General features: G+C 59.6%; 22 protein-coding genes and 1 pseudogene. 10 read left to right on the top strand and 13 right to left on the bottom strand.

What is annotated here, in order from left to right:
• Positions 1-5 precede the first annotated feature (5 nt).
• The gene (locus tag AGR2A_RS13345; RefSeq protein WP_004442961.1) at positions 6-893 is read left to right on the top strand and encodes a cytochrome c1; all 888 of its coding nucleotides are present in this window, start codon (positions 6-8) and stop codon (positions 891-893) included.
• 225 nt (positions 894-1,118) lie between these two features.
• Positions 1,119-1,661, top strand: a complete 543-nt coding sequence (locus AGR2A_RS13340) for an adenine phosphoribosyltransferase (protein ID WP_004442960.1) — start codon at positions 1,119-1,121, stop codon at positions 1,659-1,661.
• Positions 1,662-1,704: 43 nt separating this feature from the next.
• On the opposite strand, the gene AGR2A_RS13335 is transcribed toward AGR2A_RS13340, so the two are convergent.
• The 3 genes from AGR2A_RS13335 to ychF all read right to left on the bottom strand — a co-directional run bounded on the left by AGR2A_RS13335 (position 1,705) and on the right by ychF (position 4,043).
• Positions 1,705-2,172: a MaoC family dehydratase gene (locus AGR2A_RS13335; protein ID WP_072494690.1), complete on the bottom strand. Its 468-nt coding sequence runs from the start codon at positions 2,170-2,172 to the stop codon at positions 1,705-1,707.
• On the bottom strand, positions 2,169-2,642 hold the full coding sequence (locus AGR2A_RS13330; RefSeq protein WP_004442958.1) for a MaoC family dehydratase: 474 nt from the start codon (positions 2,640-2,642) through the stop codon (positions 2,169-2,171). Before AGR2A_RS13330 ends, AGR2A_RS13335 begins: the two co-directional genes overlap by 4 nt.
• Before the next feature lie 297 nt (positions 2,643-2,939).
• The gene (ychF, locus tag AGR2A_RS13325) at positions 2,940-4,043 is read right to left on the bottom strand and encodes a redox-regulated ATPase YchF (protein ID WP_004442957.1); all 1,104 of its coding nucleotides are present in this window, start codon (positions 4,041-4,043) and stop codon (positions 2,940-2,942) included.
• A gap of 241 nt (positions 4,044-4,284) precedes the next feature.
• On the opposite strand from ychF, the gene clpS reads away from it, so the two are divergent.
• Positions 4,285-4,596 (top strand): ATP-dependent Clp protease adapter ClpS, encoded by a 312-nt coding sequence (gene clpS / locus AGR2A_RS13320; RefSeq protein WP_006699463.1) that lies wholly within the window; start codon positions 4,285-4,287, stop codon positions 4,594-4,596.
• 3 nt (positions 4,597-4,599) lie between these two features.
• On the opposite strand, the gene AGR2A_RS13315 is transcribed toward clpS, so the two are convergent.
• The 5 genes from AGR2A_RS13315 to AGR2A_RS13295 all read right to left on the bottom strand — a co-directional run bounded on the left by AGR2A_RS13315 (position 4,600) and on the right by AGR2A_RS13295 (position 9,902).
• Positions 4,600-5,052, bottom strand: a complete 453-nt coding sequence (locus AGR2A_RS13315; protein ID WP_022556691.1) for a GNAT family N-acetyltransferase — start codon at positions 5,050-5,052, stop codon at positions 4,600-4,602.
• Positions 5,053-5,059: 7 nt separating this feature from the next.
• On the bottom strand, positions 5,060-5,776 hold the full coding sequence (gene pth, locus AGR2A_RS13310; protein ID WP_072494689.1) for an aminoacyl-tRNA hydrolase: 717 nt from the start codon (positions 5,774-5,776) through the stop codon (positions 5,060-5,062).
• A 99-nt stretch (positions 5,777-5,875) separates the two neighbouring features.
• Positions 5,876-6,589 (bottom strand): substrate-binding periplasmic protein, encoded by a 714-nt coding sequence (locus tag AGR2A_RS13305; RefSeq protein WP_037089780.1) that lies wholly within the window; start codon positions 6,587-6,589, stop codon positions 5,876-5,878.
• Positions 6,590-6,591: 2 nt separating this feature from the next.
• Positions 6,592-8,994 carry an EAL domain-containing protein gene (locus AGR2A_RS13300; RefSeq protein ID WP_072494688.1) on the bottom strand — a complete coding sequence of 801 codons (2,403 nt, stop codon included), beginning with the start codon at positions 8,992-8,994 and terminating at the stop codon, positions 6,592-6,594.
• 299 nt (positions 8,995-9,293) lie between these two features.
• Complete coding sequence (locus tag AGR2A_RS13295; protein ID WP_004442950.1) at positions 9,294-9,902, bottom strand: 50S ribosomal protein L25/general stress protein Ctc; 609 nt, start codon at positions 9,900-9,902, stop codon at positions 9,294-9,296.
• A gap of 302 nt (positions 9,903-10,204) precedes the next feature.
• Here AGR2A_RS13295 and AGR2A_RS13290 point away from each other — a divergent pair, with 302 nt between their 5' ends.
• The 3 genes from AGR2A_RS13290 (at position 10,205) to adh (ending at position 15,031) form a co-directional block, all read left to right on the top strand.
• The gene (locus tag AGR2A_RS13290; RefSeq protein ID WP_072494950.1) at positions 10,205-12,286 is read left to right on the top strand and encodes a putative bifunctional diguanylate cyclase/phosphodiesterase; all 2,082 of its coding nucleotides are present in this window, start codon (positions 10,205-10,207) and stop codon (positions 12,284-12,286) included.
• Positions 12,287-12,380: 94 nt separating this feature from the next.
• Positions 12,381-13,340, top strand: coding sequence for a helix-turn-helix domain-containing protein (locus tag AGR2A_RS13285; protein ID WP_006699467.1), 960 nt, complete (start codon positions 12,381-12,383; stop codon positions 13,338-13,340).
• Between the two features lie 173 nt (positions 13,341-13,513).
• A complete protein-coding gene (gene adh, locus AGR2A_RS13280; RefSeq protein ID WP_004442948.1) occupies positions 13,514-15,031 on the top strand; it encodes an aldehyde dehydrogenase in 1,518 nt (505 codons plus the stop codon).
• Positions 15,032-15,173: 142 nt separating this feature from the next.
• Here adh and AGR2A_RS13275 read toward each other — a convergent pair whose 3' ends face one another.
• Positions 15,174-17,438: a methyl-accepting chemotaxis protein gene (locus tag AGR2A_RS13275; protein WP_072494687.1), complete on the bottom strand. Its 2,265-nt coding sequence runs from the start codon at positions 17,436-17,438 to the stop codon at positions 15,174-15,176.
• A gap of 189 nt (positions 17,439-17,627) precedes the next feature.
• Between AGR2A_RS13275 and AGR2A_RS13270 the strand changes: the two genes are divergently transcribed.
• The 4 genes and pseudogenes from AGR2A_RS13270 (at position 17,628) to AGR2A_RS13255 (ending at position 21,097) form a co-directional block, all read left to right on the top strand.
• Positions 17,628-18,467 carry a glycosyltransferase family 2 protein gene (locus AGR2A_RS13270; protein WP_072494686.1) on the top strand — a complete coding sequence of 280 codons (840 nt, stop codon included), beginning with the start codon at positions 17,628-17,630 and terminating at the stop codon, positions 18,465-18,467.
• A 20-nt stretch (positions 18,468-18,487) separates the two neighbouring features.
• Positions 18,488-18,775, top strand: coding sequence for a lipid-A-disaccharide synthase N-terminal domain-containing protein (locus AGR2A_RS13265; RefSeq protein ID WP_035209260.1), 288 nt, complete (start codon positions 18,488-18,490; stop codon positions 18,773-18,775).
• Positions 18,750-20,259, top strand: a pseudogene (locus tag AGR2A_RS13260) (ArnT family glycosyltransferase). The gene AGR2A_RS13265 and the pseudogene AGR2A_RS13260 overlap by 26 nt, the downstream one beginning before the upstream one ends.
• On the top strand, positions 20,249-21,097 hold the full coding sequence (locus AGR2A_RS13255; protein ID WP_037089792.1) for a phosphatase PAP2 family protein: 849 nt from the start codon (positions 20,249-20,251) through the stop codon (positions 21,095-21,097). Before AGR2A_RS13260 ends, AGR2A_RS13255 begins: the two are co-directional and overlap by 11 nt.
• 230 nt (positions 21,098-21,327) lie before the next feature.
• On the opposite strand, the gene AGR2A_RS13250 is transcribed toward AGR2A_RS13255, so the two are convergent.
• The 4 genes from AGR2A_RS13250 to pgeF all read right to left on the bottom strand — a co-directional run bounded on the left by AGR2A_RS13250 (position 21,328) and on the right by pgeF (position 25,252).
• Positions 21,328-22,260, bottom strand: a complete 933-nt coding sequence (locus AGR2A_RS13250) for a ribose-phosphate pyrophosphokinase (RefSeq protein WP_003522877.1) — start codon at positions 22,258-22,260, stop codon at positions 21,328-21,330.
• 220 nt (positions 22,261-22,480) lie between these two features.
• Positions 22,481-23,215 carry a hypothetical protein gene (locus tag AGR2A_RS13245; protein ID WP_035209264.1) on the bottom strand — a complete coding sequence of 245 codons (735 nt, stop codon included), beginning with the start codon at positions 23,213-23,215 and terminating at the stop codon, positions 22,481-22,483.
• An 89-nt stretch (positions 23,216-23,304) separates the two neighbouring features.
• Positions 23,305-24,456 (bottom strand): M24 family metallopeptidase, encoded by a 1,152-nt coding sequence (locus AGR2A_RS13240; RefSeq protein ID WP_072494684.1) that lies wholly within the window; start codon positions 24,454-24,456, stop codon positions 23,305-23,307.
• A 1-nt stretch (position 24,457) separates the two neighbouring features.
• Entirely contained in the window at positions 24,458-25,252 is a 795-nt protein-coding gene (gene pgeF, locus AGR2A_RS13235) for a peptidoglycan editing factor PgeF (RefSeq protein ID WP_004442938.1), read from the bottom strand.
• Between the last annotated feature and the right edge of the window lie 31 nt (positions 25,253-25,283).

Genomic DNA, 25,283 nt, shown 5'->3' with positions numbered 1-25,283 from the left:
CGACAATGAAGAAGCTTGTAACGAGCATCGCGCTTTTCGCCGCCATCGGCTGTTCCTTCACCGTCGCCTCGGCGGCGGAGGAGAGCCATGACCTCGCCACCAAGACGGAACATGCGATTGCCGGGGGCCACTTCCCGGTGATCAAGCCCGAGGAGCAGAGCTGGTCATTTGCCGGTCCTTTCGGCAAATATGACAAGGGCCAGCTGCAGCGTGGTCTCAAGGTCTACAAGGAAGTCTGCTCGGCCTGCCATTCCATGAGCCTTGTCTCTTTCCGTACGCTGGAGGATCTTGGCTATTCGGAAGAGCAGGTAAAGGCTTTCGCCGCTGAATATGAAGTGCAGGACGGTCCGAATGCCGACGGCGAAATGTATAATCGCAAGGCCGTGCCGTCAGATCATTTCCCGTCGCCATTCCCGAACCATGAGGCGGCTGCTGCCGCCAATGGTGGCGCCGCACCGCCAGACATGTCGCTGCTTGCCAAGGCGCGCGGCGTGGAGCGTGGTTTCCCGCAATTCATCATCGACATGATCCCGATCGTCGGCGGTTATCAGGAAGGCGGCCCGGATTACATCCATGCGCTGCTGACCGGATATCAGGACCCGCCGGCTGGTGTTGAAGTGGCCGAAGGCACACATTTCAATCCGTATTTCGTCAGCGCGGTCGCGTTGAAGATGGCCCCGCCCATCAGCGCCGATCAGGTGACTTACGACGATGGCGCGCCGCAGACCGTGGATCAGTATTCCAAGGATGTGGCCGCCTTCCTGATGTGGGCTGCAGAACCGCATCTGGAAGAGCGCAAGCGCACCGGCTTCATGGTCATGGTGTTCCTGTTCATCTTCACCGCGCTGATCTATCTCACCAAGAAATCGGTCTACGCCAACAAGGAACATTGATCGGCACTACGGTGCCGGCAGTCATCGGCCCCCATGGCCTCCATGGGGGCCTTTTTATATGAAGTCTGCATTGACCTGGTTGTCGTTCACAAGATGCGGATTTGCGATGCTCCATACCAATCGGCGTTGGCCGAAGGTTGCGCCGGTCCTTTTTAGTTGGTGCGCCGCCGTCAAGTTGATAGGGTGGCCCGAACCATCCATTTCCCATTTTTAACTGGAAATACCATGACCGTTATCGCTTCGGAGCTTTCCGCTGCCATCCGTTCCATTCCCGACTATCCGAAGCCGGGCATCATCTTCAGGGACATCACCACGTTGCTTGGCAATCCCCGCGCATTCCGCCGCGCCGTGGACGAACTCGTGCAACCTTATGCGGGAACGAAGATCGACAAGATCGCGGGCATGGAAGCGCGCGGCTTCATTCTGGGCGGCGCGGTAGCGCATCAGCTTTCGGCCGGCTTCGTGCCGATCCGCAAGAAGGGCAAGCTCCCGCATGCCACTGTAAGGGTTGCCTATAGCCTGGAATACGGCGTCGATGAAATGGAAATGCATGTTGATGCGGTGCAGCCGGGTGAAAAGGTCATTCTGGTCGATGACCTGATTGCGACCGGCGGGACTGCCGAGGGCGCGGTCAAGCTTTTGCGCCAGATGGGCGCGGAGATCGTCTCCGCCTGCTTCGTTATCGATCTGCCTGATCTCGGCGGCCGCAAGAAACTCGAGGACCTCGGTGTCGAGGTACGGACCCTGGTGGAATTTTCCGGTCATTGAGCGGCGGGTGGGGCAGGTCGCAACGACATGCCCCGAAGCTCGCTTATTCGAATTCCAGAACCCCGCTCTGGAAAGTCAGGACGGTCTCTCCCGACTGGTTGACCCCTTCGTTAAATGTGGTGTTCAGCCAGATACCGGCCCGGGATTCCAGCGCCCGGGTATCGAGCAGGGTGACGAAGTAGGTGACATCGTCTCCCGCGAAGACCGGCTTTTTCCATTTAAGTTCGCGAAAGCCCGGTGAAGGGCCGAGTTTTGGCGGTTCAAGGCCCTCAAGCTTCAGTCTTTTAACCTCTTTGGCCCAGTACGAGAGAAAACACTTCATCCAGCCTGCACCAGTGTGCCATCCAGATGCGCAAAGTGCGCCAAAAACGCTGTTCTTTGCGGCTTCGGCATCAAGATGAAATGGCTGCGGATCGAAATCGCGGGCGAAGCGAATAATGTCTTCGGCGGAAAAATGCAGCGTATCGAGGGTCACTCGTTCGCCGATCGGGGAGAGTTCTGCCAGTATCATGCCGCAATACCTCCATTGCCGCGCATCAGGAACATCACGGTGTTTTCGCCGTGCGACACCAGAACGTCGCGCTGGTTATAAAGCTCGTGGCGAAATTTCACGAGGCCGATACCGGGGCGCGAAGCCGAAGGGCGCTGCTCCAGCACGATGGATTTCCCAGAAAGCGTATCTCCTGCCAGAACCGGCTTCTTCCAATCAACGTAGTCGATGCCGGGGCTGCCCTGCGACGTCGAATCCGAGATATAGCTGTCCGCCATCATTCGCATCAGCAGACTGCAGGTGTGCCAGCCGGAAGCTGCAAGCCCACCAAGAATGCTCTGGCGGCCTGCTTCTTCGGAAAGATGCATGGGTTGCGGATCGAATTCGCTGGCGAAAGCAATGATTTGCCCCGCGGAGATCGGTTGCGGTCCAAGCGGAAACTCCCGCCCTACCGTGAAATCCTCGTAAGCATAGGTCGCGACCGGCGCCATGGTTTCCTCCCTTCGCACAGTCAATACCGTCGCATCTAAGAGGATTTTTCCCTTTACGTAAAGGTCAAATCGGTGGCGCAATATCGGAGCGGGAAAGCGCTATGGAGCGAACGGATGCGTCTCGCATCTTCCCCCGCCGCGGAGAAGGTCGCGGCAGCGGGATGAAGCGGGCGAAGGTAGTGAGCTGCGGCAACGTCGCCCTTCATCCGACCCTTGGGGCAATCTTCTCCCCGGTCGGGGAGAAGAAACAAGCGGCTGGGTCCGCCCCATAAAAGAAGCAAGCCCGTTCAGATCAAATCAGGTATTAAAGCGGAAGTGGATGACGTCACCGTCCTGAACCACATATTCCTTGCCTTCGTCGCGTCCCTTGCCAGCTTCCTTGGCGCCGACTTCGCCCTTGTAGGTAACGTAATCGTCAAAGCCGATGGTGAAGGCGCGGATGAAGCCGCGTTCGAAATCGCTGTGGATGACGCCGGCGGCGGCGGGTGCTTTGGTGCCGCGCACGATCGTCCATGCGCGTGTTTCCTTGGGGCCGACGGTGAAATAGGTGATGAGGTCGAGCAGGTGGTATCCCGCACGGATCAGCCGGTCGAGGCCGGCCTCGTTAAGACCAAGGGCCGAGAGGAATTCTTCGGCTTCATCGGCTGGAAGCTGCGCGACTTCGGCTTCGATCGCCGCCGAGATGATCACGCATTCCGCACCCTGTTGCTTCGCCATTTCCGCGACGGCTGCTGTGTGCTCGTTGCCGGACGATGCGTCGGCTTCCGAGACGTTGCAGACATAAAGCACCGGGTGCGATGTCAGAAGGTTGAGGCCTTTGAGGATTTCGATTTCCTCGTCCGCCAGTGTCTTCAAAAGCAGGCGTGCCGGCTTTCCGTCGGTGAGCAGCGCGATGACGGCTTCCATGACAGGCAGTTGGGCCAGCGATTCCTTGTCCTTGCTGGTGGCGCGTTTGCGCGTCTGCTCGACGCGGCGTTCCAGGCTTTCGAGATCGGCGAGCATCAGCTCGGTCTCGATCGTTTCGGCATCGCCAACCGGGTTGATGCGGCCTTCCACATGGGTGATATCGTCGTCTTCAAAGCAGCGCAGCACGTGTACGACGGCATCGACTTCGCGAATGTTGGCGAGGAACTTGTTGCCGAGACCCTCGCCCTTCGATGCGCCGCGAACCAGACCGGCAATATCGACGAAGGAGATGCGGGTCGGGATGATTTCCTTCGAGCCGGCGATGTCGGCAAGGATTTTCATGCGCGCATCGGGCACCGCCACTTCGCCGGTATTCGGTTCGATGGTGCAGAAGGGATAGTTGGCGGCCTGTGCGGCGGCCGTTTTCGTCAGCGCGTTAAAAAGAGTGGACTTGCCGACGTTCGGCAATCCAACGATACCGCATTTGAAGCCCATGGCTTGAAACCTGTCCGTTTGAAAGAATTCGTTGAGGAGCCTTTTGCGGAAAGGGCGGGGGAAGGTCAAGCCCGCGGGTCGATTTGGGCCGGCAAAGGCTTCTTAAAGGCGAGGAATTCCTGACAGACTTGCCGATGGCGTGGTTGCGGCGCAATATAAGCGGGTCAAGCGATCGATCTTTCGTCATCAACGGGGTTTTCCCATGAGCAACCGCGATGAACGGCAGGCACGAGCGGCCATGATGAGCGACAGTCCTGTCGATCTCAAACCAAAACCGAAGGTCAAGCCAAAGCTGGAGCGGCCGAAGCTCTACAAGGTCATTCTGCTGAATGACGACTATACGCCACGTGAGTTCGTGACTGTGGTGCTGAAAGCCGTGTTCCGCATGAGCGAGGAGGCCGGCCACCGGGTGATGATGACGGCGCACCGTTTCGGCAGCGCGGTGGTCGTCGTTTGCGAACGTGATATTGCCGAGACGAAGGCCAAGGAGGCGACCGATCTCGGCAAGGAAGCGGGATTTCCGCTGATGTTCACGACCGAGCCGGAGGAGTGAGCATCAATCCTGCCGGATCTGAAAACCGGTCTTGTTCTGCACGAAGCCGCAGCTTTCGTAAAAGGCGTGAACCTCCGGGCGTTGTTGCCCTGTCAGCAGCATCACCTTGTAACAATTCGCCGCAAAAGCCGCCTCGACGGCATGGCGCACGACCGCGCGGCCATATCCGCGGCCGCGACGGTTTTCCATTGTCACCACGTTTTCGATAAGAGCATAGGGACGGGCGGCGCGCGTGAGATTTGGAACAATCTGCAGCGTGGCGGTAGCGACCGCTTCCTCGCCTTCGGTCGCAAGAAACACGGTCAGACCCGGCTGGGCGAGCATGGTCGCAAAAGCCGTCTTTGCTTCTTCTGTCGTCATTTCCGGGTCGGATGGATTAAGCGCCCGGTAGAGATCAAGCAATCCAGCCAGATCGCTGGTTCCGGCTTCGCGCGGGGCGATGGTCTTCGAAGACATTCGCGATCTAATCCTTCTTGCCGAACATCCGTTTCAGCATCTCGGCCATCGGCCCGGTCTCCGGCAGCTTTGTAGGCTGGGCGCTGTTGCGTGCCTGGTGGATATGAGACTGCGCGGTGGGTTTGGCTGCCTTGGCCGGCTTCTCGGCCTCGGGCTTGCTGCCCGTGGCCAGCGCCAGCTTGTTCATCAGCTGGGAATCCTCCGCCTTCACCAGCATGGCGGCGTTGTCGGCAATCGCATCCAGCAGCGGCTCCAGCCAGACCCGGTCGGCCTTGGCGAAATCGCCCAGCACATGGCCGTGCACGCGCTCCTTGTCACCGGGATGCCCAATGCCGAGGCGCAGGCGTCGGTAGTCCTTGCCGCAATGGGCGTCGAGCGATTTCAGGCCGTTATGGCCACCGTGACCGCCGCCGGTCTTGATGCGCACGCGCCCGGCCGGAAGATCGAGTTCGTCATGGATGGCGATGATGTCCGCCGGCGTGAGTTTGAAGAAGCGCATCGCTTCGCCCACGGATTCGCCCGACAGGTTCATATAGGTCTGCGGTTTCATCAGCAGGACTTTTTCTCCGGCGATCTCGCCTTCGGAAATCTCGGCCTTGAATTTCTTTGACCAGGGCGCGAACGAAGGCAGGCGCTGTAACGCATCCACCGCCATGAAGCCGATATTGTGCCGGTTTCCGGCATATTGCGTGCCGGGATTACCAAGTCCTGCGATGATCTTCATGAAGCATGTCCGCGTTGTGCCTGATGATGCTGTTGTCACCACCCTGAAATCCGCTGGCTGTCAATCTTTTTGTGGGGATGCGGCAGTGCCGGCCGACGCTCAGGGCCTGATGAGATCGTAACGGTCGAAGATCCGCTGTTGTGTCCCGTCGGCGATCAGCTCATCGAGACGGGCCTGCAATTTCGCGATAACCTCGTCCGGCACGCTCTTGTTGCAGGCAAGCCCAAGCTGCTGTCTCGACAGCGTTATCACTTCCCTGAAAGTGTGCGCCGGCAGGCTCTTGAAGGTGCTTTCCGACATGGGCATAAGGTCGATGCGTCCGGCCGTCAGCTTGTGAAGCGTGATCTCGAAATCCGCGCCGACATCCACCTGCGGAAAACCGAGCGTTTCCAGAAGGGTTTCGGTGTAGTCGCCGCGCTGGGTTCCAACCCGGTATTTCTTGGCGTCTTCGAGGCTCAGGACGTTGATATTCGCCTTGCGCCGCGCCACGAGAATGTTGCGATCGATGTGGATTGGCGAGACCCATTTGAAGAGCTTTTCCCGCTCGGCGGTCCTCGCCGTGGCGAAGGCACAATGCATCGGCTGTGTTGTGGCAAGGGCGATCGCCCGGGCCCACGGCATGACGGCGACCTCGTAGCTGGTGCCGGTGTCCTCAAGAATGATCTTGAGCTGGTCGAAATAGACGCCGCGTACGCTGCCGTCACTGCCCTGCAGGTTGTAGGGCGGGTAGACTTCCGTGGTGAGGAAAAGCTTGGCCGCGCAGACGGGATTGGCAAGAGCAAGAAAGACCAGGCAAAAGCGGATCAATCCCATAACTACTCCCCGCGGCTCAGGCTTGTCGCGCCCGCTGTGCGGCTTTGTCCAGACCCGGCCTCATAGGCGGCAATCAGCCGCTCGACGGGCTGCGGGCGAGCGAAAAAGTAACCCTGGCCATAATCGGCACCCATATCCGCCAGAAGCAGCTTCTGCTCCTCCGTCTCGACACCCTCGGCGATGACAACGCAATTCATCTTGTGCGAGATGGCTGCGATACCTTCGACCAGCATGCGGTTGCGCTGCCGGATTTCCACCGTATCGTCGCAGATCGAGCGGGTGAAGGATTGGTCGATCTTTACAATATCGACCGGAAAGCGGCTGAGATAGCTGAGCGACGAGTAACCCGTGCCGAAATCATCCAGCGCGATGCGGCAACCCAGCTGATGGATGGCGGTGAGGATCGCCCGGATCTGCGGATCGTCCTTCATGATGACCGCTTCGGTGATTTCGATGACCAGCCGCCCGGGAAGAATGCCGTGCCGGTGCAACAGTCCGGCAATGCGTGTCGGCAGTCCCGGTTCGAACTGCAATGGCGAAAAATTCACCGCCACATAGGTTTGCGCCATGCCCGGCAGGCGCGACAGCCGGGCGAGATTGGCGACCGACTGATCAAGGATCACGTTGCCGATACGGTGAATGGTTCCGTTCTCTTCCGCAAGGCTGATGATGGCAGCAGGGGAAAGCAGCCCCTTATCCGGATGGTTGAGGCGCAGCAAGGCCTCGAAACCCGCTGTCTGGCCGGTTGCAATGTTTTGAATTGGCTGAAAATAGGCCTCGAACCAGTCTTCGGAAAGCGCCTGGGCGATATCCCGTTCCAGTTCCGCATGTTCGCGGGCCCTGTCCATGATCGAGCTGTCGAAGACCTGGGAGCCGTTCTTGCCCGTCCGCTTGCGGGTATACATGGCCATGTCGGCGTTCTGCAGAAGCTCGGAGGCACTCGCGGCGTGAAGGGGGTAGACCGCCATACCAATACTGGCGCTGAGGCGGATGCTGTTGTTCTCGATTTCAAATGGAGTGTCCAGCAGGGTGCAGATGCGCTCACAGAACTGCAGGGCGCGCTCTTCCACCTTGTCACCGGCCAGCAGGATTGCGAACTCGTCTCCGCCCAGACGCGAGGCGCTGTCCAGCGGTGTCAGCAGCGGCTGCAGTTTTAATGTGAATTCGCGCAGAACGGCGTCGCCTGCGGCGTGACCGAGATTGTCGTTGATGGCCTTGAACCGGTCGAGATCTATGAACAGGCACGCGAGTTCGCTGCCGTTTCTGTCCGCATCGCGAATCTGCAGGTCGAGGATGGCCTCGAAGCCCTGACGGTTGAAGAGGCCGGTCAGATGGTCGGAAATGGCCTGCTGGCGATTACGCTTTTCCGACTGCCGAAGTTCGGTCACGTCGGTCATAACGCAGAGGCAGGTGCTGTGATGGGCCGTATCGCTGGAATCGAGGGCTTTTTCTAGGATAAGGGCATCCATGACGCTGCCATCCCTGCAGTGGAAGCGAACGGTGATGCCTGCCTGTTGGGTGTCAGCCGCCTGATGCGCCGCCTTGCGTTCCTGGAATAACGTCCGGTCATCGGGGTGGATGAGGTCGGCGAAATTCAGGCCGAGTATTCTGGCGCGGTCGTAACCGGTTGCCTGCACCCAGTAGTCGCTGACGGCGGCGATCCTGTCGTGCCTGTCCAGCGAAAACAGCATGGCAGGCGTGCGGTTGTAGATTTCCGTCTTGCGGGCGTGGGCGTTCTTTATCTCCAGCTCTTCCTTTTCGAGCTGGCTCTGCATTTCGTTAAAGCTTTTCGCCAGCCGACCGATCTCGTCTTTCGACCGCCAGTCGACGTGGTGGCGGGAGCCGAGGCGTCGTGTCGCTTCTATTGCCGCGGCCAGCCGCATCAGCGGACGGATGACCATGAAGCGGTTACCGGCAATGGCGGCAAGGACCATGGTGAGAATGGCGAGGATGAAAATCGTGATAAAGGCCAGTTCGGTGCGGCTTAGGGAGGTCAGAAGACCGACATCATCGTAATACACCGTCAATTGGCCGACCGTGACGGGCCCCTTGGTCGTCTTGTAAATGACCTCGCGCGTCGTCGAGGCGGCATCCTGGATGATGTCGCTGCCGGCGGTCTGAACGACATCAAGCTGGCCGGACGTATCCTTGACCTCGACCATACGGATCATGGGATCGGAGACAAGGGTTCCGGTAATCTGGTTTATCGTGTCGTCATCGAGGTCCCACAGGGGGCGGGCCAGCGCCTGCGTATTCGTCGACAGCAGAATTTCGATATGGTTGCGCTGGCTGCGAATAGCCTCGTTATAGGAAAGTGTCAGCAAAAGCGTGAAGAGCGGGGCGACCACTGTAAGAAGTGCGCCGGAAACAATCGCGATAAAGCGACTTTCGACGGAATGAGCCATGTTCGATTGCAGCTACCCTTTGCCCCAGACTTGCTGCGCCCTGTTTCATCCTTTCGGACAGAGATGCGTCAGATTCCGGGGCCGAGCCCTTTCCCCACGCTATTTCTCGACCCGCCGGTGTTTCCATGAGGGCGCATGGGTATCGTTTCATGGAAGTGTTAATCGACGCTGAAACAGGGCCCGCATCGCTGGCGGGGAGCGAGCTTTCTGTTTTTAAAGTTCATAAAAACTAAAAGGCCCGTTCCGGAAACGGAACGGGCCTTGTTCTTCAAAGCTGTCCGGCCCTGCGGCCGCCGATTTTATTCCTCGGAAGCTTCTTCAGTTGCTTCTTCTTCAACGCCTGCTGCCGGGGCAACGATCGTTGCGATCGTGAAGTCACGGTCGGCGATAACGGGCGTGATGTTCTTCGGCAGCTTGACGTTCGAGATGTGAACGCTGTCGCCGATCTTCAGGCCGGAGAGATCAACCGTGATGGCTTCCGGAATGTCGTTGGCCGGGCAGTGGAATTCCACCGTGTGGCGAACGATGTTCAGAACGCCGCCGATCTTGATGTCCGACTTTTCTTCGTTTTCGAAGTGAACCGGAATTTCGACGTTGACGAGCGTGTTGCCCGAAACGCGCAGGAAGTCGACATGCATGGTGAAGTCGCGGACCGGATCAAGCTGGTAATCCTTCGGGAGAACCTTGATCTTCTTGCCGTCGACGTCGATCGTCGCAACCGTCGTCATGAAACCGCCGGCGTGGATACGCTTGGTGACTTCGTTGGTGGACAGGGCGATAGAAATGGGGGCCTGCTTGTCACCATAGATGACAGCGGGAATCAAACCGTTGCGGCGAAGTTCACGAGAGGACCCCTTACCAACTCGTTCGCGCGCCTCGGCCTTGAGCTCATACGATTCTTTGCTCATGGCAATTCCTTTCGAGGTTATATGGAGAGTTCATGCCCGCGGGCGCTGAACTGGGGAGGCGGCAAGCGCCATCCCACCCGCGTTGCCTCCAAGGGTGTCTACACGGGTGCGGGCGCTATAATACAAACGGGAGACAAAGACAAGAGAGGCCTGCTTTTTGATCGCACGCCTTGCGGGTTTATTAGGTTATACTAATTCACTCGCATGTTGCAACTTTTAATATGTGCTTATCCATTCATGTAAACCGGGCGAAAACTTGGCGAATGATAAGGCTACACAAAATTCCAATTGCGTAGATGACAATGCTCAAAGTTCTCCAGTGCCTTACCATCGATCACGACTATCGATATACCGCCGCAGCGGTTTTCGTCTGCATGCTCGGTAGTTTCGTGTCGATGCGCCTTTTTTCGAAAGCACGTCTGGCGACGGGGGTGCAGAAGGTCAACTGGCTGTTTCTGGCAGGTGTCAATGGCGGCGCGGCGATATGGACCACCCATTTCGTGGCGATGCTGGGCTATGTTGCCGCGGGTGACGTGGGATACGATCCGTATCTGACCGGGCTGTCACTTCTGATTGCGATTACCACAACGACTGCCGGTTTCGGAATTTCTGCCTATGGCGGGCGCAGCGTGCTGGTGGAAGCCGGCGGAATCATCCTTGGTCTCGGCATTGCAGCGATGCATTACACCGGCATGGCAGCCTACAATGTTCAGGGCATGATTTTCTGGGATCAGAACTATGTCATCGCGTCCCTGGTGCTGGGGGCAGTGCTGGGCGCCGTTGCAGTCAATCGGGTCTCGCGGCCCGTCAATCGGTTCTGCCAGTACAGCGCGGTGGCGTTTCTCATCCTGGCGATAGCGTCGATGCATTATACCGGCATGGCCTCCATGTCTTTCGCCTTCGACCCGCGTATCATCATTCCTGAAAATCTGCTGCCGCCGGCCATCATGGGCGGAGGCGCCATTGCGGTAACGCTGTTGCTGCTGGCACTGGGGCTTTCCACTTATGTCATCGACGCCCAGTCCACCCAGCAGGCAGTCGCCCGCTATCGCCATCTTTCCCTGCATGATCCGCTGACCGGCATTCCCAACCGGGCAGCCTTCATCGAACATCTCAATCGTCGCACCCGTCATATTTCGTTGGGCGCACACACCGCGCTTCTTTCCATCGATCTCAACCGTTTCAAGGAAATCAATGACGTTCACGGCCATGCGGCGGGCGACGCCGTGCTTCGCACCATCGCCGACCGGGCGAGTTCCGTGCTGAAGGCCGGCGAATTTCTGGCGCGCATGGGCGGTGATGAATTCGTGGCGATGACAAATTCCTATTATACCCGCGCCGACGGCACCGAATTCGCCCAGAGGCTGATCGACCAGATCAGCAGGCCGGTGGAATGGAACGGGCAGACATTTTCGGTCGGTGCGAGTGTGGGCATTTCGGTCCGCAATACCGGCTCCATCGATGCCGATACGCTGATGGCGCAGGCGGATGTCGCGATGTACCGGGCAAAAAGCGGCAGTTCGGATACGATCTGCTTTTACGATAAATCGATGGATGAGGCCGCGCGTGAGCGCAATGTACTTGCCGTCGCCATGCGCAGCGGCCTCGCCAATAACGAGTTCGAGCTTTATTACCAGCAGCAGAACGACACCAGAAGCGGCAGTATCGTCGGCTTCGAGGCGCTTTTGCGCTGGAACCATCCCGATCGGGGCATGATTTCTCCCGCCGAATTCATTCCGATCGCGGAGCAGACGGGGTTCATCGTCGAACTCGGCGAGTGGGTTCTGAGAGAAGCCTGCGCGCAGGCGGCACTCTGGAAAAAATCGCTTTCCATTGCGGTGAATGTGGCGCCGCAGCAGCTTGCGGATAACGAGTTCCCGGACAAGGTCGAAAAAATCCTGGCAGAAACGGGCCTTGCGCCTGAAAGGCTCGAGCTGGAAATCACCGAGGGCAGCATCATCGCCGATCACCGCCATGCGCTCGTCACCATCCGCAAGCTCAAGGCGCTCGGCGTCAAGATCGCGATGGATGATTACGGCACGGGCTATTCCTCGCTGTCGACGCTGCAGAGTTTCCCTTTCGACAAGATCAAGATCGACCGCGCCTTCATCGACGGGCTGTCGACCAATGTGCAGTCCGAAGCGATCGTGCGTTCGACGCTTATTCTGGCGCATAGCCTGAATATTCCCGTGCTTGCGGAGGGTGTGGAAACCAAGGCCCATGTCGAGTTCCTGCGCCGCGAAGGCTGCCTACAGGTGCAGGGCTTCTTTTTCGGCAAGCCCGGTCCGCTGACATCCATTGCCAGCCTCGTGGATGACACCTTCCTGTCCGTTGAGGACGAACCGGAGGTCACTGCCGGCAGGCGTTACTTCAAGGCGGTCTGACCGTCAGCTGCGCCTCCGATGCCGGTCGCGAAGTTTTTTGTTGAAACATCGACGCTTCCAGCGCACCATCGCCCAAAAGCTTTGGGAGGAGCGCATGCCGACAGACATCGCCCATGCGGAACGCGTGTATGAAACCGCACGCCACCGTTCCGCAGCCGCAAGTTCGCCGATTGTCGCCTCGTGGCGTCGCTGCATGGTCAAGCACCGTCTTGCACCGGAAGAAAATCGCAAGCCGATCTTTCTCAGCGAGACGGAGTTTCGGCGCGCCCGTGAAAGTGCCGCTGGCCTGATTGCTGAAAGCACCGACGAACTTGACCGAATTTTCCACAGTGTCGGGAGATCCGGCTGCTGCCTGCTCCTGACCGATGCTCAGGGCGTTGCGCTGGAGCGGCGAGGCGCGTCCGGCGATGATCGCGATTTCCGGGCGCTCGGCCTCTGGTCCGGCGCCGTCTGGAGCGAAGAGAGCGTTGGCACAAACGGCATAGGCACCGCGCTCGTCGACGAGCGTTCGGTGGTTGTCTATCGTGACCAGCATTTCTTCACGTCGAATACGGAACTGTGCTGCACCACGGCTCCCATTCGCGATCATACCGGCCGGGTGACGGGTGCGCTCGATATTTCCACCTGCCGCGACGACATCAACGAGATGACCTTTTCTTTTGTCACCCAGGCGGTGAAGGACGCGGCGCAGCGCATCGAGGGCAATCTGTTCCGCCGTGCCTTTCCGGGGGCACGCATCGTCGTCGTGCCAAGTGGGTTCGGGGCGGCGCTTTCGCTGCTCGCCGTGGATCAGGACGATCTCGTGCTCGGCGCGACCCGCGCCGCTCGTCTTGCGCTGAAGCTGGACGATGCCCGCATCGCGCAGGGTCTCCCGGCCGCGGATATCCTGCAGGAACAGCGCCATGACAGCGGTTCCGACCTCGCGGAAGCGGAGCGTTCGGCGCTGCGGCGCGTGTTGTCGCGCACCAACGGCAATGTCACGCAGGCCGCGTCCTTGCTCGGCATCAGCCGGGCCACGCTTCATCGCAAGATGAAGAAATTCGACGTTCATTGACGTTCTTGTTGTTGCGATCCGGCCGATCGCGCCGGATCAACGCGGCTTTGTCGCAGATGTGAGACAATGTGCGCTGCGGAACCGCGTCGCCCCTCTACCGAACCGCGCCATCTGGGCCCACCTTCCTTTCATGCGGTCCGCTCAGGATCGTTTTCATCAGGGAGGATGAAATCATGAATATTCAGGTTCAGCAGAAAGCGGGCGAAGCGCCCTTCAAGCTGAAATACGGCAATTACATTGGCGGCAAGTGGGTGGAGCCGAAATCCGGCCGCTACATGGACAATCTCTCGCCGGTGACCGGCCACAAGATCTGCGAAGTGCCGCGTTCGGATGCAGCCGACATCGAGTTTGCGCTCGACGCGGCCCACAAGGCCCGCGACAAATGGGGCAAGACGAGCATAACCGAGCGCTCCAACATCCTGCTCAAGATCGCCCAGCGCATTGAAGACAATCTAGATCTCATCGCCCGGGCTGAAACCTGGGATAACGGCAAGCCGCTGCGTGAAACCACCAATGCGGATATCCCGCTCGCCATCGACCATTTCCGCTATTTCGCAGGCTGCATCCGCGCTCAGGAAGGCACGATCGGCGAGATCGATAACGATACCGTCGCCTATCACTTCCATGAACCGCTCGGTGTCGTCGGCCAGATCATTCCATGGAACTTCCCGATCCTGATGGCTGCGTGGAAACTCGCACCGGCGCTTGCAGCAGGCAATTGCGTGGTGCTGAAGCCGGCCGAACAGACGCCCGCCTCCATTCTCATCGTGATGGAGCTGATTGAAGACCTTCTGCCGCCTGGCGTCCTCAACATCGTCAATGGTACTGGCCTTGAAGCCGGCAAGCCGCTGGCGCAGAGCAACCGCATCGCCAAGATCGCCTTTACCGGCTCCACCTCGGTCGGCAAGGAAATCATGCGTTATGCCGCAGACAACGTCACCAACATTACCTTGGAACTGGGCGGCAAGTCGCCGAACATCTTCTTTGCCGACGTGATGAATGAGGACGATGCCTTCCTCGACAAGGCGCTCGAAGGTTTTGCCTTCTTCGCGCTGAACCAGGGTGAGGTCTGCACCTGCCCCTCGCGTGCTCTGGTGCATGAATCGATCTATGACCGTTTCATGGAAAAAGCGATCAAGCGCGTTCAGGCCATCAGCCAGGACGATCCGCTCAATCCGTCGACGATGCTGGGCGCACAGGCCTCGCAGGAACAGTTCGACAAGATCATGAGCTATCTGGAGATCGGCAAGAAGGAAGGTGCCAAGGTTCTGACCGGCGGCGACCGCAAGACGCTGACGGGTGATCTGAAGGACGGTTATTACATTCAGCCGACCGTCTTTGAGGGCAACAACAAGATGCGGATTTTCCAGGAGGAAATCTTTGGTCCTGTTGTCTCCGTCACGACCTTCAAGACGGTGGAAGAGGCGCTCGAAATCGCCAATGACACGGTTTATGGGCTGGGCGCTGGCGTCTGGAGCCGTGACACGAACATCGCCTACCGCGCCGGGCGGGGCATCGAAGCGGGCCGTGTGTGGACGAACTGCTATCACGTCTATCCGGCGGGTGCGGCCTTCGGCGGCTACAAGCAGTCTGGTATCGGTCGCGAGACCCACAAGATGATGCTCGACCACTACCAGCAGACCAAGAACCTGCTCGTGTCCTACAGCCCGAACAAGGTTGGTTTCTTCTGAGGTCCTCCCCGGAAGCCGGCGAGGGGCTGTGGTGCCAGGTCGCCGGCGTGTTCCCAGGGGCTTCTGCCCCTGGGAGCCCGGATCGGGTTTTCAGGCAAAATAAAAGGCCGGAGGTTTTGCCTCCGGCCCTTTTTGTGTCGCATCATGCCGCGTAACGCTGGTCTCGCCGGCGGGGATCGCCCACGGAGAATTGCCCCACCTGTTCGGTCAGGCCATCCGCCTCGTTGGCGAGCGAGAAGGCGGCGGCCGTTGTCTCCTCCACCATGGCGGCGTTCTGCTGCGTCACGTGGTCGAGTTCATTGACGGAGGCATTGATCTCGCTGAGACGGCCGGATTGTTCGCGCGACGCGGTAGCGATTTCGCCGATCTGGTCGTTGACCGACTGGATGCGTTTCTGGATCTGTTCCAGGCTTTCACCGGTCTTCAACACCAGCGCCACACCGCTTTCCACATCACCCGCAGAGGTGGCGATGAGCTGCGTGATGTCGCGGGCGGCGGCGGCCGATTTCTGGGCCAGTTCGCGAACTTCCTGCGCCACAACTGCAAAGCCCTTGCCGGCCTCGCCGGCGCGCGCGGCTTCAACACCGGCATTCAGCGCCAGAAGATTGGTCTGGAAGGCAATCTGGTCGATGACATCGATGATCTGGCGGATTTTGGCCGAAGAGGTCTCGATGCGTTCCATGGCAACGATCGCTTCTTTGATGACAGCCGTGGATCTATGGGCATCCTGCATCGTATCCGCCGTAGCGGCGACGGCGACATTGCAGCGCGACAGCGACAGATTGACAGCCTGCGTCATGTCTCCGAGCGCCGCTGCCGCTTCCTCGAGGGCTGCTGCCTGACGTTCTGTGCGCCGCGACAGGTCTTCCGAGGCGCTTTTCAGCTCGCCGGAACCGGAGCGGATGGCATTGGCGCTTCCGCCGATATTGGAGATCGTCGCTTCCAGCCCTGCCATGGAGTTGTTGAAGTCGATGCGCAGATGATCGAGGGACGGCACAAAGGATTTTTCGATGCGAAGATCGAGCCTGCCGGCGGCCAGATTGGCAAGACCGGTGGCGAGCGCGTCCACGGCTTCTTCCAGTTCCCTGGCGCTTCTTGCCTTCTCCATCTCGCGCTGGGCGCGTTCCTCGTCCAGTTCTTCACCCTTGCGGTGGGCTTCGGCTTCCATCCGCTGCTTGTCCAGAATGCCCTGGCGGAAGGATTCCAGCGCGCGCGCCATGGTGCCGATCTCGTCGCCACGGGAAACTGCCTTGATCTCGATGTTGTTTTCACCGCCGTTCAGGCGCTCCATAAGACCGGCTAGTCCGGTCAACGGCTTGGTCAGGCTCGCGGAAACGAAAATCCCGATCAGCGTCATTATTGCAAGTACGGCCAGCGTTGCCACCGCTGCCCAGAAGGCGAGATCGTTGGCAGCGGCGAGAACCTTGCTTTCCTGCTGGCCGATGGCAAGAAGATGTTTCTGTCCGAAGACGGCGACCGGACGATAGGCATAGAAGATATTGCCCCCAGGTGTCTGCGCCATGACCGTTCCGGCGTCGTTTACGTTGGAAAGGGCAGCGAGACTTTCGGAAACGGCAGCATCCGCACCGCCCGAGAGGACACCAGCCCTGAGTTTCCCGTCGGCGCTCAGGAGAACGGCGTCATCGATGGTCTTGCCGGTTTCCTCGGGCGTCACCACCGCGCCGATGCGATCGGCGGCGATGCGCATGATAACGGCACCCTTGCGCTGGAGCTGACCCCAGTTGGAAACGGCGAGCGGCATGCCGATCATGGCCGAATTATTCTCGCCATCGCTGAAGCCCGTGGTGCTGACGACGCCGTCCTTGCCGGCTTCGATGCGGTCGAACAGCTCCTTGATCGCGGCGTTCTGCGGTTCCGTTACATTGGTCAGGAAGTTCTTTCCCTTGGTCACGGAATAGATAATCAGGCCGTTCTTGTCGATCACGTAGATATCGCTGACGCGGGTATTACGCCAGACGCTGGCAATGGCGGCGTTGATGGTCGCATGACGAATGGCGTAGAGCAGCCGCAACCCTTCGCCGTTGAAGGAGGCGCGCTCCTCTTCGGAGACGCCCTCTCGGCGGAAAGCCTGGATGATGGCGTCCTTTTCCGTTGGAACAACGGTGGTCATCGTTTCCAGCGCCTGGGCCACCGCGGCGTTCTGCGACAGTTCGGAAATGCTCTGTTCGACGCGCAACGTATAGGCATCAAGCTGCTTGGACTGGTTGCCTGCAACCGTTTCGAGCCTGATCTTGCTGGCGTCGATCAGCCCCGATTTACCCATCTCGTAGGACAGCAGCCCCACCGACAGGCAGGAAACCAGTGTCGCACCAGTAACGAGCGCGGCAAATTTGGCTTTGATTGACAATGATTTAGCTTTGACAGCAGTCGGATTTCCACCCGGCATCCTGTTTTCCTCCCCCCAAAAAACGTGGCCGTACCGTTGCAAAAATTGTTTACGGTCGCGTTAAAGGACAGGGAATTGTAGGATAATTTCCCGCATGGCGTGAAAAAATCGAAGAGCCGCGCCGATAGGCACCACGTAATAAAACTGCAACAGAACGGGCGCATATCCAGCGAAGATCAACGGCTGTTCATGTTCATGCAAGCTTTTCACGCTCCTTCTCTCGCCACAATCGATGATGTTTGCGGAACCCGCGCAGACGGATGTGACGGAGCCAATTTGCGATCTGCCCCGGATTTTGCCGTTGTCGTGCCCATGCACAATGAAGAAGCGAGCGTTGAAACGCTGGTGGCAGAGATCGTGAGCGCCTGTGCGCCGGTCGGCCGCTTCGAGATCGTTGTGGTGGATGACGCTTCTTCTGACCGCACGGCGGAAGCGGTTCTGGCGCTCGCTGCCCGTTACAGCATGTTGCGGCTGGTGCGGCACGACCGCCAGGGCGGTCAATCGGCTGCGATCCACAGCGGAGTGCAGGCGGCGCGCGCGCCTATCGTATGTATGCTGGACGGCGACGGCCAGAATCCGCCGGACAATCTGCCGGCACTTCTTGCACCGCTTCTGTCCGCCAATGCACCGCGCCGGCTTGGGCTGGTGGCCGGCCAGCGCGTCGGCCGGCGCGACACGCTGGGAAAACGCCTTTCCTCCCGCTTTGCCAACGGGCTTCGGGCGCGAATTTTGAAGGATGGCACGCGCGATACGGGCTGCGGCCTCAAGGCCTTTCGCCGCGACGCCTACCTCGCTTTGCCCTATTTCGACCATCACCACCGCTACTTCCCGGCGCTGTTCAATCGTGACGGCTGGCAGGTCGCCCATGTCGACGTCACGCACCGGGCGCGGCTGCATGGAAATTCCCATTATACCAATATCGGCCGGGCGCTGGTGGGCATCCACGACCTGATCGGCGTCGCATGGCTTTTGCGCCGGCGCAAGCGGTCAAGCTGGGCTGAAACTTTCATAACGGAGACATTGCCGTGAACGTACCGGCTTTATGGTCCATGCTGCATGTGAACAGCTGGGAAGAATTCGTATGGGTCTTGACCGGTTTCATGGGCCAGATGCTGTTCACCATGCGTTTTCTGGTTCAATGGATTTCATCGGAACGGGCCAACCGGTCGGTCATGCCGGTGGCTTTCTGGTATTTTTCGATTCTTGGCGGTGTGGTGCTGCTCTCCTATGCACTGTGGCGGCGCGATCCGGTCTTTGTTCTCGGGCAGGCATCCGGCCTCTTTATCTATGCTCGAAATCTCTGGTTGATCCATGCAGAACGCCGCCAGCATGCATGAGGCGACGACCCTGCCTTATGCGCGGGCAGGCGTTGAGCGCCAATGGCTGACATTCGCGTTTTCGGCGATTGTCCTCGTAACTGCCCTGCGCGTCCTTGGGCTCGCCTTCAACCGCACCGACCTTTTTGTCGATGAGGCGCAATACTGGCTGTGGGGTCGCGAAATGGCGCTCGGCGCCTATTCCAAGCCACCGCTCATCGGCTGGCTTATTCGCGCGGCCACCATTCTGGGCGGCGGGGAGGGTGCGTTTCAGGTGCGGCTCGCCGCACCCGTCGTGCATGGCGTTGCGGCGGCGGCCATTTTTGTGCTCGGCCGCATGATCTATGATGTCAGGCTGGCCTCGCTTGCGGCAGTGATCTATCTGACCTTGCCAGCCGTGACGCTCGGCAGCCTGCTGATCTCGACCGATACGCCGATGATGCTGTTCATCGTGCTGTCGATGATATCCGTGCGCAAGCTTGCGCTCGCCCGCAGCGAGGGCAGGGCGGCGTTAGGTTGGAGCATCGCTCTGGGTCTCTGTTTCGGCCTCGGGCTGATGTCGAAATATGCGATGATCTATTTTCTGCCGTGCTTCATCGCCGCCAGCTGGCTTTGCGAAGCATGGCGGATCCGGCTGCGTGACGCGGTCATTGCTGCGCTCGTCTGCGTTGCCGTCATCGCGCCCAATCTGTGGTGGAATGCGGCCCATGATTTCATGACGGCACGCCACACCGCCGACAATGCCAACTGGCACGGTGTCCAACTCAAGATCGGCTCCGCGCTTGAATTCTTCTTTTCCCAGGCAGGTGTGGTTGGGCCATACGTCTTCGTCGGCATGATTGTTGCGACAATCCGCGCAAAAACCGGTGAAGCACGGGCGCTCGTCGCTCTTTCTGTACCGATCGTGCTTTTGATCACGGCACAGGGCCTCATGTCGCGGGCACTCGCCAATTGGGCGGTGGGAGCTTATGCGGCAGGCGTACTGCTGGCGGTGCCGATCCTGGCATCGCGACGTTGGCTCATCGTATCCACACTGGTCCTCGGCGGCATCGTCGCAATCGCGCTGCCGCTGATGACGATAGTGGGAACGGGCCTGCGCCTGCCGAACGGTAAACTGGCGATGGCACGTTATCTTGGAAGCTCCGAGCTGGTATCGACCGGCCTGTCGCGGGCGCGTGAAGCAGGTGCGGACGCTATTGTCGCCCATGATCGTTCGATATTGGCCGAACTTTTTTTACCAGTTGCGGGACGAGAAACAGATGTTGACGCGTGCGCTTCCGGAAACCGGCGTGCCGTCCAGCCATTATGCCCTTCTTTATCCATTGAAGCCGGGCGAAGCGAAAAATCCGCTGTTTCTGGCAAGTGCCGATGGCTTGCCGGCGTGTCTTGCAGGCGAGGAGCCGGTGGCGCACTGGACCGCCGGCCCGGGCTTTGTCGAGGGCAGGGAAATCGGGCTGTGGCGCCTGCCACCACAGTGCGTCCCGGAGAGCGTCAATGGACAATGATCTCTCGCATATGCGGATCACCATCTGGGTTACGTTCGCAGCGCTTGCGCTGGTGATCCTGTTTGCGACCTTTCCCTCTATAGATCTGCGCTTTTCCGCCTTGTTTTTCTCGCCGGTGGGCCAGCCATGGCCTGGCCGGGAGCCGTTTCCCGAATGGCTGCGCGACACGTTGCGGGAAGGTGTCGAGCTCGCCGCGCTTCTGACTTTCTTGGTCCTCGTCGGCAATCTCCGGCTCGGCACTTCGCAGCGAACCGGCTGGCGAGTCTGGGCGTTCCTGTGTGGTCCCGTGATCCTCTGTGCCGGGCTGCTGGTCAACGGCGTGCTGAAGGCCATGATCGGTCGCGCGCGTCCGTTCAGCGTTACCGAATTTGGCGGGCATCAGCTTTTCACGCCACCTTTTCAGTTCAGCACGCAATGTTATTCGAACTGTTCGTTTTCTTCGGGTGAAACCGCGCTGATCGCGAGTTTTTTCCTGCCCCTCTGTGTGCTTGTCTGGCCGCGCCTGCGGCCCTATGGGCGATGGGTAGTTGGTGCCCTTGCTGCCGGGGCAATCATTCTCATGTCCGGTCTTCGCATCGCGGCCGGCGGGCATTTCCTCAGCGATGTGGTGATGTCCATCCTGTTTTCGGCCCTGACCACACTGTTTCTGTACCGGGTGCTGGCGATAAGCCACCACCGTCACCTCTTCAGCGGTGCTGCCATCTCAGCCGATACGATCAGCCTTTGGCGCAATGGCCGCCACGCCATACTTACCCGCGTTCGGGGCTGGTGGCCGAAAATCAGGGCTGCAGCCACCCGCCTCCAACGGCCCCCGGACACGGGTGCGGCGTCGTCTTAGTTGGGAGTTCGAGGTGCAGCATCGCTGGGGTGGGAGCCGTGCGGCAAGACAGTTCCGGCTTATCCTCGGGTTTGTCCCTATTGCCCGCTGGCCTTGATTTTATCGACGTGGTTAGCTCCTCGGCACAAGGCCGAGGATCACGTTGAGTGAATATGCGCCCACTTCGGCTCAAGCGCATGCCGGAAAAACCGGCAGACGTAGGCAACCCTCAGCGTGATTGCTGAATTTATTCAGTCGAACAGGCCGGAAACCGACTGTTCCTGCGCGGTCCGGTTGATTGCTTCGCCGAGCAGGCCGGCGGTGCTCACCACGCGGATATTATGCGCGGACTGGACACCGGTGGTCGGCTGGATGCTGTCGGTGATGACGAGTTCGCGCAGCTTGGAAGAGGCCACGCGGGCCACCGCGCCGCCCGAGAGCACGCCATGGGTGATATAGGCAGTAACGCTGGTTGCGCCCTTTTTCAGCAGGGCTTCAGCGGCGTTGCAGAGCGTGCCGCCGGAATCGACGATGTCGTCGATGAGGATGCAGTCCTTGCCGGAGACATCGCCGATGACGTTCATGACTTCGGATTCGCCGGGACGGTCACGGCGCTTGTCGACGATGGCCAGAAGACAGTCGAGGCGCTTTGCCAGCGCACGGGCGCGAACCACACCACCGACGTCAGGCGAAACGACCATGACATTGTTGGTGTCGTAGTGATCCTTCACGTCGCGGGCGAGAATCGGTGCTGCAAAGAGATTGTCGGTGGGGATATCGAAAAAGCCCTGGATCTGTCCGGCATGAAGATCGAGGGTGAGAACGCGGTCGGCGCCGGCTTCGGTAATGAGATTGGCAACGAGCTTGGCGGAAATCGGAGTGCGGGGGCCGGCTTTGCGGTCCTGGCGGGCGTAACCGAAATAGGGAAGCACCGCGGTAATTCGTTTGGCCGAGGAGCGGCGCATGGCATCGATCATGATGAGCAGTTCCATCAGATGATCATTTGCCGGGAAGGAGGTGGACTGGACGATAAAGACGTCCTCGCCGCGCACGTTCTCGCTGATTTCTACGAATATTTCCTGGTCAGCAAACCGCTTTACAGTGGCATTTCCGAGAGGAACATTAAGATACTTGCAGATCGCTTCGGCAAGGTGCCGGTTCGAATTGCCTGCGAAAACCTTCATTGCGGCCGCCTGTTTCCATGCCATCGCCTTGCGCCACGGGGCTCAATCCGCCGTAACCAAGCGTCGTTCAAGGGGAGGAACATCCGGCTGAAAAGCCTTTGCCGGATACGCCTTGTTGCCATGCGCGCCTTAATAGCGCTGTTGCTTCCGATTGCAAGAGGACTCCGCGCTTTCACAATGATTTTCGTGAAATCTCTGTGACTTCTCCCGTCGTTTCACCTCATCCGCTTTGAGACTGCTTCCATGACGTGTAGTCGTTGAGTGTTTTTGCAGCGATGTCCTGCATGACTTTGTCGGTCACGGCGGCCCATGGATCACTGCCTCGCGCGGTCACTGCCTCCTGCCCCTGCAGGCGGTGCAGCCGCACGCCATTGGCGTCGAGAATGTCCCACACGTATACGACATTGACCTTGCCGCCATCGGCAAAGGCGGAAAAATATCCCTTCAGAATATTTTCGGCGGAATTGTCGTTGGATGCGCGGATTGTCAGCCCCTTGGCCCGCGCTTCGGCCCCCAGTTGGCGGGATAGCGGTGTCACCGCCTGAACCGGCGCGCCGATAATGGGCAGGAAGCGGATGGAATTCGCGGCGGTGGCAGGTGCAAGGGAAGCCGTCTGCTGTGATGGCGGTTGTTGCGTGACGGCGGGGGCCGCGGCCGCGGTCTGGTTCTGACGGAGCGGTTCCCCGTACTGGCTGCCATTGGACAGCGCCTGTGCCTGTGCCTGCAGAGAGTTCTGGGGTGCATAGGCAGGGACGGACGATGCGATTGCCGGCGCGCCTGCGGGTGCGCGGTCGGCGGCTGCCGCCATCTGGTCGAGATCACCCTGTGTTACCGGCGTCGACTGTGATGCGTTGTGGCCAACATCCACCTGTGGCGTCAGTGCTTCCGTGGTGTTGCAGCCGGACAGGATCAGTGCCAAAGCCGGAACAATGAGGGCAACCCCCAACCGGCTCATGCGATTTTCCCTCTCATGTTCCGCTCCTTCTTGCCCAAGGTGGCGCAATGTAAGGGCGGTTTTCCCGCTGTGTCAAACCCGGGGGCGATTTAAGCTGTGAGAAGATCGAGGCTGTGACGCGACAGTGGCTCCGGCGCGCCGTCCGTGGTTAGATATGTCTGGCCGAGCGTCATGGCCGTGCCGGAATCGGAATCCATCACGATCATATGCACAAAGAGCGTCATGTCAGCGGTGATCTCCTGCGGATTGCCGGAGTGGAACATCTGATGCTCCATCCAGGACGGGGAGAAGCGCGCGCCCAGCGAATAACCGCAGGAGTTCAGCCGATGGCGGGTGAGGCCGCGCTCGTCCATGACGCGGGCATGCACATCGAAGACATCGCCAAAGGTCTTGCCCGGCCGCAGCACCTCCTCGATGGCGGTGAGGTTTTGCAGGCAGGCGCTGTAAAGCTCCTTCTGGCGGAAATCCTGTTCGCCGATCACCACCGTGCGCATCATGGCGGCATGGTAATGGGCGCTGACGCCGGCCCATTCCAGTGTCAACTGATCCTTGCTGTCGAGGATACGACGGCCTGCCTTGTAGCGGCAGAGAAGCGCATCCGCGCCTGAGCCGATGATGAATTCATTGGCGGGGTAGTCGCCGCCGCCCGCGAGCACCGCACCCTGCATTGCCGCAAGAATGGCGGCTTCGTCCGCGCCGGGCTTGATGAGCAGCAATGCGGCATCGAGAGCATCATCGGCCAGCTGGCCAGCCTTGCGGGCATAGGCGATTTCGGCGGGACTTTTGACGAGCCTGAGGGTGCTGACGAGATACGACGCATCGACCATCTGGCCGAAGCTCGCAAGCTGGTTATCCAGCAGGCGGGCGACACGGCCGGTCATGCCGTGGGTGTCATATTCCACGCCGATCTTTGCGCCCAGAAGGTCGAGATCGCTCAGCAGATTTTTGAGATCGAGCGTCGGGTCGGCATTGGGTCGATCGACCCAGAGGAGGACGTTCTCGATGATCGAAGTATTGCGGGCCTGACGCAGATCGGCCGAGCGTGTCAGCAGCGTCATGGAGCCATCCGATTTCACCACCAGCGTCTGGAAGAAGCAGTAGCCGAAAGTATCGTAGCCGGTCAGCCAGTACATGCTTTCCTGGGCGAAAAGCAGCAGCGCATCCAGCTTCTCCTCGGCCATTTTCGCGAGCAGCAGCTCGCGGCGGGCATCGAATTCCGAAAGCTCGAAATGCAGGGCCATCTTAGTCCTCCAGAATTGCGATTGCGGAAATCTGCCGGCCGTAATCGGGTTCGGCGCGGTGGGTGGTGCGGCGGTAGGAATAGAAGCGTTCTTCGTCCGGGTAGGTGCAGAGACCAAGATTTTCCGCCTTCACACCGGCTTTGGTCAGGCGGTCGATGGTGAACTGCTTGAGATCGAACAAGGCGTGGCCCTCTTTCTCCGCTCTGGAGAAATAATCCGCGTAAGCGGGCTCGATATCGGTGAAACGCGCGACATATTCCGGCCCGACCTCATAATTGTCCTGGCTGATGGAGGGGCCGAGCGAGGCAGCAATACGATCGCGGCTGGCCCCGAGCTTCGTCATCGCCTCGATCGTGTTTTCCAGCACGCCGAACAAAGCACCCTTCCAGCCGGCATGGGCGGCACCCACGACGCCTGCTTCCGCATCGGCGAACAGGATGGGGCCGCAATCGGCGCTCAACACGCCGAGGACGAAACCCGGTGTCGCTGTCACCATCGCATCTGCCTGCGGACGGCTGCCGTCATAGGTTCCGTCAACCACGACGACCTCGGGAGAGTGGACCTGATGGACCGTGGCGAGGCGGTCTGGGGCAAGGCCGAACCATTGGGTTACGCGGCGGCGGTTTTCCTGCACCCGTTCCGGCTCGTCATCAGATCCGAGCCCGACATTGAGGCCTTGATAAAGGCCATCGGAAACGCCGCCCTGCCGGGTGAAAAAGCCATGGCGGATGCGATTTTTATCGAAGGCGGCGAGGAGGGGACTCTGGATGGGGAGCGGCAGCGTTACGTTCTGCATGGTGCGGGAGTTCCTTGGAGAATTTCGCTGT

The organism is Agrobacterium genomosp. 2 str. CFBP 5494 (genome assembly GCF_900013495.1).
In the GTDB taxonomy this organism is placed as follows: domain Bacteria; phylum Pseudomonadota; class Alphaproteobacteria; order Rhizobiales; family Rhizobiaceae; genus Agrobacterium; species Agrobacterium pusense.
Note: the sequence above shows the minus strand (reverse complement) of the source record. Positions and strands in the feature narration are given on the sequence as shown.